The organism is Trichocoleus sp. DQ-A1, from assembly GCF_039961955.1.
Lineage (GTDB): Bacteria > Cyanobacteriota > Cyanobacteriia > Cyanobacteriales > FACHB-T130 > FACHB-T130.
Window position 1 is genome coordinate 22,816 of the sequence record NZ_JAMPKE010000023.1, and the last position, 19,012, is coordinate 41,827.

At 46.7% G+C, this 19,012-nt stretch carries 12 protein-coding genes and 1 pseudogene; 5 read left to right on the plus strand and 8 right to left on the minus strand.

Features of this window, described 5'->3' with window-relative positions:
- Nucleotides 1-37: 37 nt before the first annotated feature.
- From NDI33_RS19540 to NDI33_RS19560, 5 genes and pseudogenes are all read right to left on the minus strand, one after another.
- Nucleotides 38-280 (minus strand): NifU family protein, encoded by a 243-nt coding sequence (locus NDI33_RS19540; RefSeq protein WP_190411328.1) that lies wholly within the window; start codon nucleotides 278-280, stop codon nucleotides 38-40.
- A 130-nt stretch (nucleotides 281-410) separates the two neighbouring features.
- Nucleotides 411-1,061, minus strand: coding sequence for a DUF3386 domain-containing protein (locus NDI33_RS19545; protein ID WP_190411327.1), 651 nt, complete (start codon nucleotides 1,059-1,061; stop codon nucleotides 411-413).
- Between the two features lie 206 nt (nucleotides 1,062-1,267).
- Nucleotides 1,268-1,393 carry a hypothetical protein gene (locus tag NDI33_RS19550; protein ID WP_277878926.1) on the minus strand — a complete coding sequence of 42 codons (126 nt, stop codon included), beginning with the start codon at nucleotides 1,391-1,393 and terminating at the stop codon, nucleotides 1,268-1,270.
- A gap of 313 nt (nucleotides 1,394-1,706) precedes the next feature.
- A pseudogene (locus NDI33_RS19555) lies at nucleotides 1,707-2,981 on the minus strand (ATP-binding protein); the annotation flags it as partial.
- A 188-nt stretch (nucleotides 2,982-3,169) separates the two neighbouring features.
- Nucleotides 3,170-3,400, minus strand: a complete 231-nt coding sequence (locus tag NDI33_RS19560; protein WP_190411356.1) for a type II toxin-antitoxin system CcdA family antitoxin — start codon at nucleotides 3,398-3,400, stop codon at nucleotides 3,170-3,172.
- A 773-nt stretch (nucleotides 3,401-4,173) separates the two neighbouring features.
- Between NDI33_RS19560 and lepA the strand changes: the two genes are divergently transcribed.
- From lepA to NDI33_RS19575, 3 genes are all read left to right on the plus strand, one after another.
- Nucleotides 4,174-5,985 (plus strand): translation elongation factor 4, encoded by a 1,812-nt coding sequence (gene lepA / locus NDI33_RS19565; protein ID WP_190411324.1) that lies wholly within the window; start codon nucleotides 4,174-4,176, stop codon nucleotides 5,983-5,985.
- Between the two features lie 292 nt (nucleotides 5,986-6,277).
- Nucleotides 6,278-7,237 (plus strand): UDP-glucuronic acid decarboxylase family protein, encoded by a 960-nt coding sequence (locus NDI33_RS19570; RefSeq protein WP_190526465.1) that lies wholly within the window; start codon nucleotides 6,278-6,280, stop codon nucleotides 7,235-7,237.
- A gap of 108 nt (nucleotides 7,238-7,345) precedes the next feature.
- Nucleotides 7,346-8,737, plus strand: coding sequence for a UDP-glucose/GDP-mannose dehydrogenase family protein (locus NDI33_RS19575; protein WP_190411322.1), 1,392 nt, complete (start codon nucleotides 7,346-7,348; stop codon nucleotides 8,735-8,737).
- A gap of 36 nt (nucleotides 8,738-8,773) precedes the next feature.
- Here the strand turns inward: NDI33_RS19575 and NDI33_RS19580 are convergent, their stop codons facing one another.
- A complete protein-coding gene (locus tag NDI33_RS19580; protein WP_190677921.1) occupies nucleotides 8,774-10,066 on the minus strand; it encodes an amino acid permease in 1,293 nt (430 codons plus the stop codon).
- A gap of 184 nt (nucleotides 10,067-10,250) precedes the next feature.
- Nucleotides 10,251-11,045, minus strand: coding sequence for a DUF2993 domain-containing protein (locus tag NDI33_RS19585; protein ID WP_190428742.1), 795 nt, complete (start codon nucleotides 11,043-11,045; stop codon nucleotides 10,251-10,253).
- Nucleotides 11,046-11,526: 481 nt separating this feature from the next.
- Between NDI33_RS19585 and NDI33_RS19590 the strand changes: the two genes are divergently transcribed.
- Nucleotides 11,527-13,398 carry a tetratricopeptide repeat protein gene (locus NDI33_RS19590; protein WP_190677924.1) on the plus strand — a complete coding sequence of 624 codons (1,872 nt, stop codon included), beginning with the start codon at nucleotides 11,527-11,529 and terminating at the stop codon, nucleotides 13,396-13,398.
- A 199-nt stretch (nucleotides 13,399-13,597) separates the two neighbouring features.
- Nucleotides 13,598-18,265, plus strand: a complete 4,668-nt coding sequence (locus tag NDI33_RS19595; RefSeq protein ID WP_242033245.1) for a CHAT domain-containing protein — start codon at nucleotides 13,598-13,600, stop codon at nucleotides 18,263-18,265.
- Here NDI33_RS19595 and NDI33_RS19600 read toward each other — a convergent pair.
- Complete coding sequence (locus NDI33_RS19600; RefSeq protein ID WP_190677926.1) at nucleotides 18,226-18,540, minus strand: hypothetical protein; 315 nt, start codon at nucleotides 18,538-18,540, stop codon at nucleotides 18,226-18,228. The two genes, NDI33_RS19595 and NDI33_RS19600, sit on opposite strands and share 40 nt — an antisense overlap.
- Nucleotides 18,541-19,012 lie beyond the last annotated feature (472 nt).

Here is a 19,012-nt window from a genome sequence, read left to right on the forward strand (position 1 = left end):
AAAAAATCTTTTGCCTTTTGCCTTTTACCTTTTGCCTTTAAAGGACTTGCTCAACTTCGGCAATTTCGGGGATAAATTCACGCAAGCGGCGCTCAATTCCCATTCTCAGCGTCATTGCTGAACTAGGGCAAGATCCGCAGGCTCCTTGGAGGCGTAGCTTCACGACTGGACCGTCGATGTCTACCAGCTCAACGTTACCACCATCGGACATTAAGTAAGGGCGCAGTTCATCCAAAACTTGTTCGACGTTTTCTGAAGTCAGTGCCAGTGTTTGTGACATGGTTAGTTTACCTTATCGAATCTTTCTTTCTATTGCTGCTATGTTGATCCTAGTTCACGCAGAGATAAAAACTCATCGCGAAAATGGAGAACACTGGGGACAGCCGAGAGGGTATCGTAACGCGGACCGCCTATACCGCTGCTGGTTCCAGTAACTTGACGTTCGCGTAGTTGAACTCGGTGGTCGTTTTTTGACCTTGCTCATTCGCGTGAATTACCTGCTTGGTCATCACGTAGTAATCGCCGACTTTCTCGAAGGTATCCTCAAATTGCATTTCTCTGAGCAATTCACCTGTCTGAGGATTCCGGAAGACAACATCGTAGCGACTGGCGGCGTAGCCTTCTCCGGTGTCTAAACTTTCAGCGGTATCGATGACAAATGCCATTCGACCCATTACCCGACTCACCTGGCAAATTTCAGTGCCTCGGATTTTGTAGTTAGATCCCATCGCATCGCCTTTAACCAGAATTTCCGTTGCGCCGCTGGCATCCGTTTCCCCCAGGTTAAATTCGTTCTTGCCGTGAGCTTTGTCAAAAGACCCCCGCTTGCGGTGGGTGACAATATCCCTGAGCTGAGTATAGATGCTCTCTTGCACCGTTTCGTCTTCGATGCCGGTAACTTCAACAGTCATGTCGCTGTTGATGCGAATTTTGCCTTTGTAGACTTCATCACCTTGCTTGAGTTCTACATCAGCACTATATCCGGGGAAATTAGTATCCCAGGTGTAGCGGTTTTCGTAGGCAGCCCGAAACAAGTCACGAGCATTTGCTTGCTCAGTCATAGACTCTTACTTTAATCAACTTCTTTCCTAGTGTAAAAATCTTTGCAGAGTAGTGACACGCTTTGGCGACACAATTCTCTGAAAACTGGGGTTAGCAGAAAAACCCGATAGCGTCGCTGTACCCACCTAGATTAATAGCCCTATTGAACCCGTCTGTGGCGTAGTAATCATCACTGGAGCTTGATACAGGGGTACAGTGACCATGACTATTGAGCGAGTCCTTCGCCGTAACGATGAACATGAATATTGCCAGCCATTGCTTCGAGCAGCTTTTGAGAGATTGTGAGTCCGAGTCCCGTACCCGCATCGGGAGTTGTGTGAGAGCCATTCACTTTACCGAACAATTGAAACTAAGGCACCAGCTTATGTCCAATGCTTTTCCCAAACTTTCAACCGTTTGCTGGAAAATCGCTTTTAGAGCGAGTGTGCGATCGCTCCTGTTAGCAATTTAGTTCAAAGTTTTGGTACGGTTCGGAAATTGGCTCAGTCATAGAATCCTGTTGACCTCGCAGGCTATGTTGGCGTGCTTGCTTTCTCGAAATTTCATCGTAGAGCCTGAAACTACCAGCAAGCAGCTTGTTTGTGCTTTCAACTGGTAGAGCCAACTCAATCCAATTTCATCAATCCCCGAAAGTAGCACCTACATTAACAATCCATCGAACCTGTCTGTTGCGTTGAAATCATTACCGGCTCTTGATACAGAGGCACGGTGAACGTAACTGTTGAACCCAGACCTTCGCCCATACTGTAGAAGTTTACGACCCCACCCATTGCTTCTACCAGCCTTTGAGATATTGCCAATCCCAATCCGGTACCACCGTACTGTCTAGTGCGAGAGCCATCCACCTGGCTAAATGATTGAAATAGTTTGTCTTGCTTGTCAAGGGAGACGCCAATCCCCGTATCGGCGACTTGGACTTTCACGACGCCTGGACATTCCTGTCCTCCAAACTTAAGTTTCTTTTTACTGACCTCGGCGCTGACCGTGACGCCGCCTTCATGGGTAAATTTGATTGCATTCCCTATCAGGTTTAACATCACCTGGAGCAGCCGCTGGTAGTTGCCATACAGGATAATTTCATCGTAGGTAGATGGCATTTGAATGCATAAGCTCAGGTTTTTCTGCTGCGCCTGATTCTGGGTAAATTCCTCAACATCCCCGAATAGTTCTTCCAGCTTCACCTGTCCCAGTTCCAGCTCCATTTTGCCTGCTTCAATTTTGGCGACATCGAGAATGTCATTGATCAGGTTGAGGAGATGTAAAGCTGAACGGTAAGCATCTTGGATAAAATCCAGTTGCTCTTCTGGCTCGTCTACGGTCCCATCTAGGATCAGCTTCAGGGAGCCAATCATGCCGTTTAGCGGTGTCCGAAGTTCGTGGGAAGTATTTGCCAGAAACTCTGATTTGAGGCGAGAAGCTTCTTCTGCTTGTTCGCGGGCTTCTTCTAATTCTTTATACAGGGTGGCGTGAGCGATCGCGGTTCCCACCTGATCTGCCAGTTCTCTGACTAACTCAACTTCGGCATCGTTCCATCGCCGAGTGCGATCGCACTGTTGTAAAGCGATGACGCCATTTGGCTGGTTTTGATAGCAGGTGGAAACGACTAATACCGATTGTTGCCCAAACGCATTTACCCCAGCCTGTTCTACCACAACTGGCTCGCCTTGCGTCTCCAGTGCTTGCCTTAGATAGGGTTGCTCGGCAAGCTGTAACTGTTGTCCCAGCATCGACCGAAACGTCTCCTGGCAATACTCCGCCACCACCTGCACTTTGGGCTTAGAACTTTCGTAGTTGCAGATGATGCAGCGACTAACGTTAAGCGCTTCTCCTAGCCCTCTAACCGTTTGCTGCCAAATGGTATCTAGATCGAGCGTGCGACGGATATTCCTAGCAATCTGACTCAGCAGTTTTTGGTACTGATCTGGACTTGACACAGTTGACTCGAAAGTTGGCAGTGAGACATTAACAGGAGCCGCCATCAGAGTATACCTGTAAACTGCAAAAGGAGAAGAAGCTAATGATTACCAGCCGTTTTCTGTGATAGATACAACCTCAAAAGACTTGCCCTGCGGCTAAAGTCTACATCTAGAGTGTTCTTTATTTTGCATTAATCGTTCCATTCCCCTCTCGGAGGCACGGGCGGATTCCTCTCTAGGTTCCGAGTCAGTTCATCATCTCGATCTCGTTCACCTCTAAGCCACTGCCGAATTGCCGTCTCAATGACCTTACTCGGATCGTTGGTCAGGTGCTTAATTTGTGCTAACAGTTCAGAATCAAGGTGGATAGAAATTTCCACCTTTTCGGCTGAACCCTGAGAATATCTGGCCCGATCGTTCATATCAGTGCAGTGATGACATTTCCAAGCAAAACCAACGCGGAAGAGGATGCGCCGTCTTTCCATGCTAACTGCTGATGCAAGCAACGCAGTCAGTAGAATGCAGCTCCTATCCTAATGGGCAACAAAATTTTGCAATTCCGATCCCTAGTATGCATTCTGACATTCTCTGGGCGCTAACTGCTAGTTGGCAATAGCGCTCTATTTTCTGGTGAGGACGGCTGCTCCTGAAGCATTGCCACTTTTCGGTAGAGAAGTCGTTCTCTCATCAGAAAATTACCCTTTTTTTAAAGGTTTTTCATCAGAGCAGTTTTTGCATGGATTTAATTCCAATGTGCCCTAATCTACTTGAATACACAAGATTTCTTTTTAAGTCTTTAGATTCACAATACCTTTTGCTGTGTTCTCATCACCCTCCCATGCCAAATTAAATGGTTATCGCTTCGCTTGACTGACTGTTTGACAGTTACTCAGTCCTCCTTCCTCAACCCTCAGTCCTCCTTCCTCAACTCTCAGTCCTCAGTCCTCCCTACTCAACCCTCAGTCCTCAGTCCTGCATCTATTTTTATCGCTGTCTCTGATTTAGGTAAACCGCGCAGATTTTCTACTGTATAGTCATCGAAGGCGGTAACTGTCCTACTCAAAGTTAAAGAATTGTTTCACGTTGACAGTTAGGACATATCTGCGGCTGTCCTAACTGCCTGGGCATCGGAAACATTACAATATTTGAAGTCCGCTGAACTTTTCAATTGCCGTTCGTGCCTTTTTGTTTGGCTATGACTGACGTACCTGTTTCTCGCATTCGTAATTTCTCGATCATTGCCCACATTGACCACGGAAAATCCACTCTGGCGGATCGCCTCTTGCAGTTTACGGGCACGGTGCAAGATCGGCAGATGAAGGAACAGTTCCTGGACAATATGGATTTAGAACGGGAGCGCGGCATTACGATTAAGCTGCAAGCTGCCCGAATGAACTATACCGCCAAGGATGGTCAACAGTACGTTCTAAATCTAATTGATACACCTGGTCACGTTGATTTTTCCTACGAGGTGTCGCGTTCTCTGGCTGCTTGCGAAGGCGCACTCTTGGTAGTGGATGCCTCTCAAGGGGTGGAAGCGCAAACGCTTGCCAATGTTTATCTTGCCCTTGAGAATAATCTGGAAATTATTCCAGTATTAAATAAAATCGATCTCCCTGGAGCTGAGCCAGATCGGGTAAAGGGAGAAATTGAAGAAATTATCGGACTGGATTGTAGCGGTGCAATTCTCGCTTCTGCAAAAGAAGGGCTTGGGATTGACGAGATCCTGGAGTCGATCGTTCACTTAGTCCCGCCGCCGATAGATACGGTGTCCCAACCGCTGAGAGCTTTAATTTTTGATAGTTACTATGACAGCTATCGGGGTGTAATTGTATACTTCCGGGTGATGGATGGTACGGTCAAAAAAGGCGATCGCGTTCGTCTGATGGCGACCGGCAAAGAATATGAAATTGACGAATTGGGTATCCTTTCCCCGACTCAGAAGCCGGTAAACGAACTGCACGCCGGAGAAGTGGGCTACCTAGGAGCGGCAATTAAAGCGGTGGAAGATGCTCGCGTAGGAGACACCATTACCCTAGCGAATGCCCCTGCTAGCGAGGCCTTGCCCGGTTACACTGAAGCGAAGCCGATGGTCTTTTGCGGCTTGTTCCCCACCGATGCTGACCAATACCCAGACTTGCGGGAAGCCTTGGAAAAACTGAAATTAAATGATGCGGCGTTGAACTACGAACCGGAAACGTCCAGCGCGATGGGGTTTGGCTTCCGCTGCGGCTTCTTGGGCTTGCTGCACATGGAGATCGTCCAAGAGCGTCTAGAGCGGGAATACGATTTAGATTTGATTATCACCGCTCCTTCGGTGGTCTATCGTGTGATTACCAATAAGGGAGAGGAAGTTTACATTGATAATCCCAGCCACCTACCGCCGCCGAACGAGCGGGAAAAAATTGAGGAGCCTTATGTCAAGGTAGACATGATTACCCCAGAAGTCTATGTGGGGACTTTGATGGAGTTATGTCAAAACCGGCGTGGTGTCTTCAAAGATATGAAGTATTTAACGCAGGGGCGAACCACGCTGACTTATGAGTTACCCCTGGCGGAAGTGGTGACGGACTTTTTTGACCAAATGAAGTCCAGAACTCGCGGCTATGCCAGTATGGAATATCATTTGATTGGCTATCAGGAAAATCCCCTGGTTAAGCTAGATATTTTAATCAACAACGACCCCGTTGATGCCTTGGCGATGATTGTGCATCGGGATAAGGCTTACAACGTAGGACGTGGTTTGACAGAAAAGTTGAAGGAACTGATTCCCAGGCATCAGTTCAAGATTCCGATTCAAGCCGCGATTGGCAGTAAGATTGTCGCCAGCGAACATATCCCCGCTTTGAGAAAAGATGTGCTTGCCAAGTGCTACGGCGGTGATATTTCTCGAAAGAAAAAGTTGTTGCAGAAGCAGGCTAAAGGGAAGAAGCGCATGAAGTCGATTGGGACGGTTGATGTACCGCAATCAGCTTTCATGGCAGTGTTGCGCCTGGATCAAGAGTAGCGCTTGGATTGAAACTACTGAATTGAGACTTACGCTGGATTTTTAAGCTAAGCTTAGGAATCCAGCGTATTTTCGTAGCTTGGCTTCTTACATAGGGTACTATCTCAGGCTGAGAGTAGGAAAGGAAGGAACTTGAGGTGAACAAATGAATGCCCAAGAGCGATCGCTAATCTTTACATTATCTTCATCGATATCTTCAAAGATTTATTGAAAATGCAGGTACATCTGGACACCATCGCATGGCAAGGTTAGTCTAAGATGGATTCCAACTCTTAAAAGACTCAATTGCCAGATGAGAATTTTAGTCACAGGTGGTGCTGGTTTTATCGGTTCCCATCTGATCGACCGGCTAATGACGCAAGGGCATGAAGTCATTTGCCTCGATAACTTCTATACCGGACACAAACGCAACATCCTGAAGTGGCTGGATAATCCATATTTTGAACTCATCCGTCACGACATCACCGAACCGATACGCTTGGAAGTGGAGCAAATTTATCACCTAGCTTGCCCCGCCTCTCCAGTACACTACCAGTTCAACCCAGTAAAGACCGTGAAAACGAATGTCCTGGGTACACTGAATATGTTAGGACTGGCAAAGCGGGTGAAGGCGAGATTACTCTTGGCTTCCACCTCAGAAGTGTACGGCGATCCTGAAATCCACCCCCAGACTGAAGAATATCGCGGTAATGTCAATACGATAGGAATTCGCTCCTGCTATGACGAAGGCAAGCGAATTGCAGAAACACTGGCGTTTGACTATTATCGCCAGAATCATGTAGAAATTCGAGTCGCGCGAATCTTCAACACCTACGGCCCTCGAATGTTAGAAAATGACGGTCGAGTGGTTAGCAACTTTGTAGTGCAAGCTCTGCGGGGTACCGCCCTAACCGTTTATGGTGATGGTTCGCAAACCCGAAGTTTCTGCTACGTTTCAGACCTAGTGGAAGGGCTGATGCGGCTGATGAATGGCGAGCATACGGGACCGATTAATTTAGGGAATCCCGATGAATATACGATTTTAGAGCTGGCTGAGGCTGTCCAAAAAATGGTGAACCCAGACTCGAAGATTAAGCTTGAGCCACTGCCAGAAGACGATCCTCGCCGACGGCGTCCGGATATCACGCGGGCAAAGACTTGGCTAGATTGGGAGCCAACAATACCCTTGCAAGAAGGGTTACAACTGACTATAGAAGATTTTCGCGATCGCTTAGCTTCTCTGCCGGAGAATCGCATCCCCAGCGATTCGTGAATTAGAGTCCTTTGTCAAAAGTTAATTATCAATGACTTTTAACAAAAGACTACCCAACAGAATCGTACCCCCAGAACTGTCATTCCAATTTTTTTGAGGTTTACTCCTATGCGTGTTTGCGTAATTGGCACTGGATATGTTGGCTTGGTCACGGGTGCCAGTCTTGCTCATATTGGACATCATGTCATCTGCGTTGACAATAACGAAGAAAAAGTCAAGTTGATGAAGGCAGGACAGTCCCCGATTTATGAGCCAGGACTGTCAGAAATTATGCAATCGGCTTCCCAGTCAGGGCATCTTGAGTTCACTACCGATTTGGGTGCTGGAGTGGCTCATGGAGAAATTTTGTTCATCGCAGTAGGGACGCCCGCTTTGGCAAATGGTGAAAGCGATACCAGATATGTTGAAGCCGTTGCCCGTGGAATTGGCGCTCATCTTGACGGTGGTTACAAAGTCATTGTGAATAAATCCACAGTGCCAATTGGTTCTGGGGACTGGGTGCGGATGATTGTACTTGATGGCGTTCTGGAACGCCAAAAGTCCCTAGTGGGAGCTGGTGGCGTTGTTACCGAGGAGTTGACACTAGAAACAACTCCTCAGTTTGATGTTGTTAGCAATCCAGAATTTTTGCGCGAAGGTTCGGCGGTTTACGACACCTTTAACCCGGATCGGATTGTGCTGGGTAGCACCAATCCGAAAGCGATCGCCATGATGCAGGAACTCTATGCTCCCATCGTCGAGCGCCAGGTGGCAGAAGACAAATCCTTACCGCAAGTGCCCGTCGTGGTGACAGACATCAACTCTGCTGAGATGATTAAGTACGCCGCGAATGCCTTCCTCGCAACCAAAATCAGCTTTATCAACGAAGTTGCCAATATTTGCGATCGCGTTGGTGCTGATGTTACCCAAGTCGCTAAGGGCATCGGTTTGGATTCTCGGATTGGTAACAAGTTCTTGCAAGCTGGGATTGGCTGGGGTGGTTCCTGCTTCCCGAAAGATGTCTCGGCTTTGATTCATACCGCGGACGACTACGGCTATGAAGCTCAACTGCTCAAATCTGCTGTGAGTGTCAACCAGCGCCAGCGCGTGATTGCGATCGAAAAACTGCAACAGGCGCTAAAAATCCTCAAAGGCAAAACGGTGGGATTGCTAGGTCTGACTTTCAAACCCGATACCGATGATATGCGCGATGCTCCAGCGCTCAATCTCATCGAGCAACTCAACCGGCTGGGAGCGAAAGTGAAAGCCTACGATCCAATTGTTTCTTCAACTGGGATGCGTCATGGGTTAACCGGCGTGATGGTGGAAACCGATCCCGAACGGCTGGCTGATGGCTGTGACGCCCTTGTGTTGGTGACAGACTGGCAGCAGTTCCAGACCCTAGACTACAGCAAAATGTCTAAGCTGATGAACAACGCGGTGATGATTGATGGTCGTAACTTCCTCAACCGGAAGGAAATAGAAAGCGCCGGTTTCCAATACATCGGTGTTGGTCGCTAGGAAAAGTTTTGAGTTAGGGAGTTATGAGTTAATAACTCATAACTCCCTAACTCTTTGCCTGACTTGGTGCCAGATTAGACCAGCGACAATTAATCCCAGACCCATTTGCCAGATTTGCGGCTCTACCCAGAAAGCCAGGAACAGGCAAGATCCTAGACCTGCCCAGGCTATCCATTTGGGATAGAGCCGTTCTGAATCTGGCATCTTTAATGCTGCCAGATTAGTAATTGCGTAGTAAATCAAGACGTTAAAGGCACTGAATGACCAAGTCGTTTTGACATTGCCAAGCAGAACTAAAAGGGCGATCGCAATTCCTACCACGACCACCGCTAAATCGGGTGTCGTTCCTTGCCGATTTAGCCGTGCCAAAATTCTGGGCATATCCCGGCGTCTTCCCATCGCCAGCAGCACGCGGGACAAACCCAAAATCAAGTTTAATAGTACCCCCAGCATCGCCGCGATCGCACCAATTGATAAAATCGCCGCACCTCTTGAACCGGCAACGCTGCGAACTGCCACCTCGAGGGGTGCTGCCTGTGCCTGGGTTGCTTTGCCCAAAATTTCTGTCCCGACCGCCCCAATGCCAACCGTTGCCACTGCCATGTAAAGCAGCATTGTCACCCCCAGGCTAACAATCATCGCGATTGGGATTGTCTTCCGGGGTTCCCGTGCTTCCTCGCCCAACGTGGCAATCCTTCCATAACCCGTGTAAGCCACAAACATCAGCGCACTGGCTTGGAGTACCGTCGCCGGAGAACCTTTGAAAAATGGCGTGAGATTTTCTGTACCAACCTCTGTGGCGCGCGGTAGACAGATAAGGACAAAGAAAATTAAAGAGAGCAGCGACACCGACACGATGGCAATATTGACGCGATTAGAGCGGCGAATCCCGCTCAAAACAATCAGAGCCATCAAAATCGCCGCAGCTAGCGCCGTGGGAATCAGAAATCCCCGCCCATACAAACCCGTCGCATTCAGCAAGTAGCCAGCAAAACCTAAAGCTGCCGTTGCTGCTGAAGCAGTTTTTGCCAAGAGAAACATCCAGCCTGCGGTAAAACCCAGACTCGGATTGAGATACTTGTAGCCATATTCGTAGCTGCCACCGCTGACGGCGTGATTCGCTGCTAACTGGGCACTATTGAGACCGTTGCAGGTTGCCACGACGGCTCCAATCGCGATCGCCAAAATTACCGCCGGTCCTGCAATTCCGGCGGCAATGCCGATGCTGACAAACACGCCCGTGCCCACGATCGAACCCAAACCCATCATCGTGGCACCCAAAACCCCTAACTCTCTCTGAAGCTGCGGGGGTGAGGTTCCAGCAGTCACAAGATATCTCCCAGATAACACTACTGTTATCCTAAGGCTGAGAGGTTAAGACACAGTTGTGCGATCGCTGACCTTTAGGAATTAAGGATAGAACAGAGGTGTTCAATCCTCGTTCCTTATCCCTGTTCCTTTTAACGCGGTTCTGACCCTGCGATTGCCAGTAACCCATGACGATTGACTACAATCAAGGATTATTGGGAACGCGCTCGATTTGGGCATAGCCACTGAAAATTAGCTTATCTCCTTGGGTTTCCAAACGGTTAATTCGCATGGTTACGCCGTCAAGATTAAAGCGATCCAAATCGACCATGTTATCTAAAATTTCAGAAAATGCCGAGGTCAACGTCTGAGAAATCTCCCGTGTTTCTTCTGGCACCGCCTCTGCCTGAAATTGAGGATCTTTAAACCGAATTCGACGTCGCCGTTCCACGCTTAAGGTTGATTTCATGCTGAGTGGCACCAATCCTTTTTCGCCCAAATCTGCCTTTGCAAAAATTTGCACTTGGTTTTCGGGCAGTAGCTGTACTTGGACTTCGGTAAAGGAAACGGGCTGACCGCCAGATAAATCTGTCAAAGCTGGTGTGGAAATATCTTGCAGGCGCTTCTGCACCAGTTCTGCCTGAAAGGATTGGTTAATATCTGCCTGGGTTAGCGTCACCTGTACAACTGCCTGAGTAGGTTGCTTAAGGCGAATCTGACCTTGCATTACACAGCTGAAGTCAATCGAGACGGCGTCTGTCTCAAACGACATCTCCTCGGTGCGAAACTCGCGGCGAATCACAAGACCACTACCGCTCATTTTGAAGCTGTCAATACTGCCCTGCAAAAGCTTGCTGGAGGGATAGCAGCGAACAGCAACTTCCACAGACTCACTCTGGGTAAACATGTGGCGAATAGTCTTGCTAGCGACTGTATTGAGGAGGCGTTCTCCCCAATCAGTGCCAGTATTGTTTGTGAAACCAGTAAGGCCGCCTAACATAATGTTTCGCGTCCATAAGAGTGCTTACTCTCTTGTTTGTAACAAAATATTAACAAATAAGCAAGAAGACCTAAGACAGAGAGAACCCCAGAGAGCCTACTGCTTAAGGTTATCAGCCGGAAAATGGCGCGATTGATAGAATTTTCTGAATTTTCCAATTAGTTACAACAATTAGAGTCGCAGATGTGAGCAGATCGCCCTCTGGATGCGCGATCGCCTACAACATCACTAGGTGCTGCAAAGACTCTGGGCTAAAGATCCCAGATTACTGCCAAAAGTTGCAAAGTATCATTGGAGACAATTAAATTTCACAATCTCTAGAGTCTTCCGATGCCAGTAAGGGCAGGGCTTCCCTACTCCTTATGACAGATACACGAAAATTACTTGGAGTGTGGCAACGAAAGCATCATGACTCAGACTAGGGAAATTTTGAGCGACTGGTGTGGGATGAACACTGTTCTGTATTCTTAAGTTGACGGCGATGACACGGATCATTATTCGATATTACGATCCTAGCTATCCCTATCTAGAACGGGCTATCCGTTCGATTCAGGGAGATTTTGATATTGTTGTATACGATGATGGAAGCAATATTTTTCCTAATTTGGCTGCTGTTAAAAATAGATGCCAAATTAGACGCCTAGAGCATAAAGGGCCAGCTTCTACGCTGATACAGGCTCTGGCTGATGCAAAAAGAGAAAATGTAAAACAAGTATTTATTCTAGATGGGGATGATGAGGCGCTAGAGAGTTTACCAAACTTTCTCAATGCATCCTTAGCATTACCTTATACAGCGGTTATCGGGCAGTTCAAGGATGTGCCTTCCCCAATTTATCAAGCCCAGGGAAATGAATTATTTCGAGAAGCGATCGCTAATTTAAAATTCTGCCCTCCCTGCTTCAGCCTCAAGATTGGAGACTGGGTACAAGACTTGCCCCGCATCTTCAACCTAGTGCAAACCGAATATCTCTCAACTGGCACTTTATTTTTAAGCTTATTCCTCTCTGGTCAAACCGGGATTTCTGTTGCCGAACAAGTGATTATCTGGAGACAGCACGAAGCCCAAACTTACAGACATCACCGCCAGGAAAGACATTTAACGGTACAGAGAATTTGGCAAATTTATCATCAAAAAGCTTTCGAGGAATATAGCCAAATCTTGTATCTCAATCCCCATGATGCTGTTGTTTATTACAATCGGGGTAATACTTGCTCCAGACTTGGCGATGGGCAAAAAGCAATTGAGGATTACACTCAGGCGCTGAATATCAATCCTAATTTTCCTGAAGCTTACACTAATCGAGGTGTCGCACGCTTCGATTTAGGAGATAGTCAAGGAGCGATTGACGATTATACTCTGGCATTGCAGCTTAATCCTAACTTTGCCGCCGCCTACAATAACCGGGGGAATGCCCATTCTAAATTGGGTAGCTATCCAGAAGCGATCGCCGATTTGCAGACATCTGCTCAACTTTTCTCTGTTCAAGGGGATATAAGTAACTACCAGGGATCGCAAAACCTCTTAGCTGAAGCCTATTTTAAAATGGGAGCAAAATTGTGGATGCAAGAACAGATTGAACAAGCGATCGCTTGTTATCAGAAAGCGCTGGAAGTTAAACCTGACTTTCCTGAAGCCTACTACGATTTAGGCATGATTTTCCAGCAAAAGGGTAGAGTTGCCGAGGCAATGAGCTATTACCGTAAACTCTTAACAATCAAGCCTGAATTTTCAAAAGCTCGTTATCAAATTGAGACAATATTGAAAGGTTATCAATTTTCTACAGACTGGTTTAGCCGCAACCTTGATATTTTGAATGAGCATCTTAAACCTTTATCTAAAATACCTGGATTAAATATTTTAGAAATAGGCAGTTGGGAGGGGCGATCTACTTGCTGGTTTTTAGAAAATATTTTAATAGATAGTTCTAGCCAAATTACCTGTATAGATACCTTTGCAGGTAGCTTAGAACATCAAAGATATGATTGTGACTATCTAAGCTCTATAGAAGAGCGATTTGACTTTAATATAAATCGTACGGGTGCAGCGGAAAAGGTACGAAAAATAGTAGGTAAATCTCAACAAATATTGCGTTTGTTACCCTTGGGTTTTTATGATTTAGTTTACATTGATGGCTCCCACCTAGCCAGCGATGTTCTGGAAGATGCAGTTTTAACTTGGGCGCTTGTTAAAGTTGGCGGCACGATCATTTTTGACGATTATGATTTTATTTTTGCAGAAAATTCCTTTCAAAATACTAAGGTGGGGATAGACGCTTTTTTGTCAGTATTTTCCGATAAAATTAAATTCATCCATAAGTCTCATCAAATTCTTCTAAAAAAACTTTTTTCTTAGACTTGGTTGTTTTTAGTTCCTGAAGACAATCCTGTTTGAGATAAGTTATAACAGCAGTATAATAACTGTCCAGAAAGTACATCACAGTTAGCGATTGGTTAAAGGAACAACCCGTGTAAACAAAAACGTAGTGACTTCGGCAAAGCAGAACTGCGATTGGTTGTTCAATATTTCTTAATATCTGGAAGAGAGAGCAATTATGAAACCCTTAGTGAGAAAAGTTAGCTTAGTGATGGCAGCCTTGCCTCTAGCAGGAGTCATCAGCTTAGAAAAAGCATTGGCACAACCCATCATTCCGGCTGCTGATGGCACTGGTACCCTTGTCAACGTCAATGGCGATCGCTTCGACATCACTGGCGGTAAGCTATCAAGCCAAGGTGAGAATCTCTTCCACAGCTTTAACCAATTTGATCTCCATCAAGGTGAGATTGCCAACTTCCTATCCACCCCCAGCATTCAGAATATTCTCGGTCGAGTTGTGGGTGGAGATGTCTCCGTCATTAATGGCTTAATTCAAGTCACTGGCGGCAATTCAAACTTATTTTTGATGAATCCAGCCGGAATTGTATTTGGCAACAACGCTAGTCTAAATGTGCCTGCATCTTTCACTGCCACCACCGCCAACAGTATCGGCTTTGGCAATAATTGGTTTAATGCCATCGGTAACAATAATTATGCCGCTTTAGAAGGAAATCCCAGCACTTTTGCTTTCACGGCTCCCCAACCCGGTGCCATCGTTAACTCTGGAAACTTAGCAGTAGGACAGGGGAAAAATCTCACCTTACTCGGTGGCACTATCGTTAATACTGGGCAACTTTTGGCACCAGAAGGAAATATTACTGTGGCAGCGGTTTCCGGCGGAAAATCCGTGCGGATTAGTCAACCTGGAAACCTACTCAGTTTGGAGGTCGCAACTCAGAATTTTAATCCCCAATCCCCTATCCCTAATCCTCAATCCGTACCGCAGCTGCTGACTGGCGGAAAAATTGGGAATGCGACTAAACTCACTGTTAATAGTAAAGGTCAAGTGGTACTCACGGGATCTGGCGTTGCAATCCCCACCGATACAGGTACTGCGATTGTAGCTGGCAACCTTAACGCATCCGGTCAGACTGGCGGTAAAGTGCAGGTTCTGGGTGACAAAGTAGGGCTGGTGGGTGCCAACATCAACGCTTCCGGCAGTCTTGGCGGCGGAACGGTGCTAATTGGCGGCGATTATCAAGGGAAGGGCACAGTACCAAATGCCTCTAGAACATATATCAGTCCAGATTCTTCGATCGATGTCGATAGCAAGAACAAGGGTAATGGGGGTCGTGCGATCGTTTGGTCTGACAAGGCAACTGAATTTTACGGCAATATTAGTGCCCGTGGTGGCAATAATTCCGGCAATGGCGGATTTGTGGAAGTTTCAGGCAAGGAAAGCTTAACTTTCAAAGGCACGGTGGATACGCTTGCGCCACAAGGTAAGGCGGGAACCTTACTACTCGATCCACTCAACATCACGATAACGGATCAAAGTGCTGGAACACCGCCCTCCGGTCAATTCGGTTTAGGAGATAGTCAAATCCTTTTTAATGACAGCCCTGGTGCAAATTTGACGATCTCGGAAACCGAACTGGAGGGAGCAATTACTTATGGCAATGTGATTTTGCAAGCGACTGACAACATCACCATAAATAATCTTACAAGTGACGGCGTTCTGAACTTCCAACCCTTGTACGACGCGTCTGGCACGTCAATTACTTTTACTGCGGATGCTAATAAAGATGGTGTTGGATCTTTTGTGATGCAAAATACGGCGAACACCATTCAGACTAATGGAAAAGATATCTCGATTTCAGGAGCAAGTATCAATGTTGGAAATATCAATACCAATAGTGGCAATATCCAACTTACCAGTAGCAACGGCGCGATCGCTACCGGCAATCTAGACACCTCTAACTTATACGCGAACAGTGGAAGTATCATCCTGGATGCCACTAATGGGAACATTCTTACAGGTGATATTACTTCCTCTAATAATAATAATGATGGTGGTCTGGTGAGTTTAACTACTAACACCGGCACAATTACAGTTAATGGCGATATCAATTCCTCCTCCACCTCTTATTTTCAATCTACAGGCGGCGCAGTCACTTTAGAAGCTGGCAGTAACATCACTACAGGCACAATTAATTCTTTTGCAAAAGCTGACATATTTTTCCTTGGAGATAATCCAGGAGCTACAGGGGGTGACGTCAAGATAACATCTGGAGGCAATCTTAAAACAGATGCCATTAATTCCTCTGCTGTTGTTAGCCAAACAAGTGGTGGTGCCGCTTTATTCGATGCGATAGGCGGCTCAGTTACCTTAGATGCCCAAGGTAGTATTCAAACCGGCGATATTGATTCCTCTGCTACTGACCCCATCGTTGCTACAGGGGGTGCGGTCAAATTCACAGCTAAGGACGATATAATCGCCGGCAACATTAATTCCTCTGCTACTGTTAATCCCCCCCCTCCCGATCCAGATTTTTCCGATCTGGTTACTAATGCATTAGGTGGGTTAGTTACCTTAACAACAGATGGCAATATTACCTTTAATACAATTAATACCCAAGCTAAAGAACAAGTAGATGGAATCGATGGCTCACTCAGCGGTGGTAATGTCACAATATCTTCCCTAGGAGTTGTTAAGGGACTGAATATAATTGGCGGAACTTCGGCAACTATCCTCACCAGTGGAGTGACTCTAGGAGGCTCGGTTTTCATCCAGCATGATGGGGGGCAAGATAACTTTCAATTTATCGTCGGCGATAAGACTAACAACGGTACGGAAGGAGCGATTGACACGGGTGGAAGTAGTGGGAATGGGGAGCTAATTTCTTCTTCTCCTACACAAATAATTCCATCTATCGATACGCTGATTCCCAATAACAATACCTTCGAGGTGGGCAATCCTAGTGTTGATGGGATTCAGATAACCTTTATTAACCAAGCACCGACTTTGACCGCAAATACTCTGCTAACGGATACTCCACAAAATCAGTCGATTACATTCACTGTTGCGAGTTTAAATCCATCTATAACCGATGCAAATAGCGATTTTACCTCAATACGCATTGATGCCATTAATGGGGGAACGCTGACCAAACAAGATGGTACCGTCATCGTACCGGGAACCATTTTGTCGTTGAGCGATGTTTTAGTTTACACACCGCCTACGGGTGCGACTGGTTTGCTCAATGCCTTTACAATTAGTGCGAGCGATCGCGTTTCCTTCTCCGCCCCGCAACAGCTCACCATCAATGTAGCTGAGCCAATCCCCACACCAATTCCCACGCCAATTCCCACGCCAATCCCCACACCAATTCCCACGCCAATCCCCACACCAATTCCTACGCCAATTCCTACGCCAATCCCCACGCCAACACCTTCCCCAACGCCACTTTCCAGCGAATTATCACCACCGCAGGAGACGCCACTGACACGAATACCGGCAACGAGAACCCTTGCCTCAGTCGAAATCGATCCGGTTGTTGCTCAAATCGACCAAGAGTTTACAAGGCAATTCCAGCAATATTTGGGACTCGCTCCCGATCTTCCCTTAAAAACCTTGGATGAGGCGCGTGAAATTCTTAACGAAATTGAGAAAGCAACTGGAGTGAAACCGGCACTCATTTATGTTGCTTTTGTGCCTGCAACAGTTACACCAGGAACAGCAGCAGATAAAAGTCAACTCTCTTATCCCGCGCCACAATTAGATATTCTTTGGCAATTCAACTCTCAGGGATTAGCCCTAAATCAGCTAGCTCAACTTCCAGCTCAATCGTCAAACAATCCCCTACCGCAGGATAACGACCAACTCGAACTCGTCATTGTGACAGCTAAAAAGCCACCAATTCGCAGGAGAGTCACAGGGGTAACACGCCGTCAAGTTCTCAAAGTCGCCCAGGAATTTCGCTCAGAAATCACTAAGCCGCTTAAAACAAACCGTTACCTCAATTCTTCCCAACAACTCTATAAGTGGTTGATAGCACCCGTAAAAGCTGATTTAGAAGCTAGCAAGATCGATAATTTGGTTTTCCTCATGGATACAGGGTTGCGGAGTCTTCCGGTTGCTGCCCTCCATGACGGTCAACAATTCCTAGTGGAAAAATACAGCGTCGGACTCATGCCGAGTCTCAGCCTAACCGATACTCGTTACCGGGATATTAAAAAAACCCAAGTCCTGGCAATGGGAGCAGCCAAATTTACTAACCAAAACCCCTTACCCGCCGTGCCCGTGGAATTGTCCATTATCGCCTCTTCCCTATGGTCGGGTAAATCTTTCCTCAACGATGCCTTCACTCTGAAAAATCTTAAGGCGCAGCGTCAGCAAGAACCTTTCGGAATTGTTCACCTAGGCACGCATGGGGAATTTAAGTCAGGGAACCCGAGCAATTCCTATATTCAGCTGTGGGACACCAAGCTGAGATTGGATCAGCTGCGGGAGTTAGGTTGGAATGACCCTCCTGTAGAATTGCTGGTGCTAAGTGCCTGTCGCACAGCCTTGGGAGATGAACAGGCAGAATTAGGCTTTGCCGGGTTATCAGTGCAGGCAGGCGTCAAGTCAGCCCTAGCGAGTCTCTGGTACGTCAGCGATGAAGGGACTTTGGGGTTGATGACAGAGTTCTACGAACAATTGAAAAAAGCGCCCATCAAGGCGGAGGCGGTGCGTCAGGCACAGGTGGCAATGCTCAAAGGCAAAGTGCGCTTAGAGGGAGGTCAACTCCGCACCCTCAATGGCAGCTTTCCCTTGCCACCCTCAATGGCTGGACTGGGAAATAGAAGTCTTGAGCATCCTTTCTACTGGGCAGCTTTCACGTTGATTGGCAACCCTTGGTAAGAGAAGGGAGGAGAGATGACTGAGGGCTGAGAGGTGAGGACTGAGGACTGAGAGGTGAGGCAAAAAGGGCTGAGGAAAAAAGAGGTGATACCAATTCTTTTTAAAGATGCGCTTAATAAATAGATAGTGTTTTGCGTGTCAAGAGCGATCGCAAACGAGCAAAGGCAAACGCTGAAAACAGGCTGGCAAGCACTAACTAGTCCGATGCGCTCGTCAACAGCTTGCCATCGAGATGCCTCCCATTGCCATCGAGATGCCTCCCACAAAGTCCTCACTCCACTTCACCCGCTCGCTCGCCTGCCACGGAAGCTCTATTATTCTATTATTAAGCGCATCTTTACAGAGAATTGGTATGAGATACATCGGCACGGGAATGGCAATCAAAAATCTGCTACCGAACGTGAGAACCACAATATGTTCCAGCCATCTGAGAAACGCTATAGATATAGAGATATAGCACTTTTTCACGTTCTTTTTCTAGCCAAACCGTATTACCCCTCACCAGCTTTCACTTCAAGGAATATAAAATTATTACTTTGATATTAAAATGTTCGTTAAGTTCCCAGTTAATCAGTTGATTTTGACGTTTATAACCATCAAAACTAACAAGAGTTAAATTTTTATTTACAAATACAATTAAAACTTTCAATACATCTACTAAAATTACCAAATCGAAATAACTGATAATATAGGTGCTGGCAATATTGGATAATTAGCTTAAAAATTAAGTTATACCTTTTAAGGGAA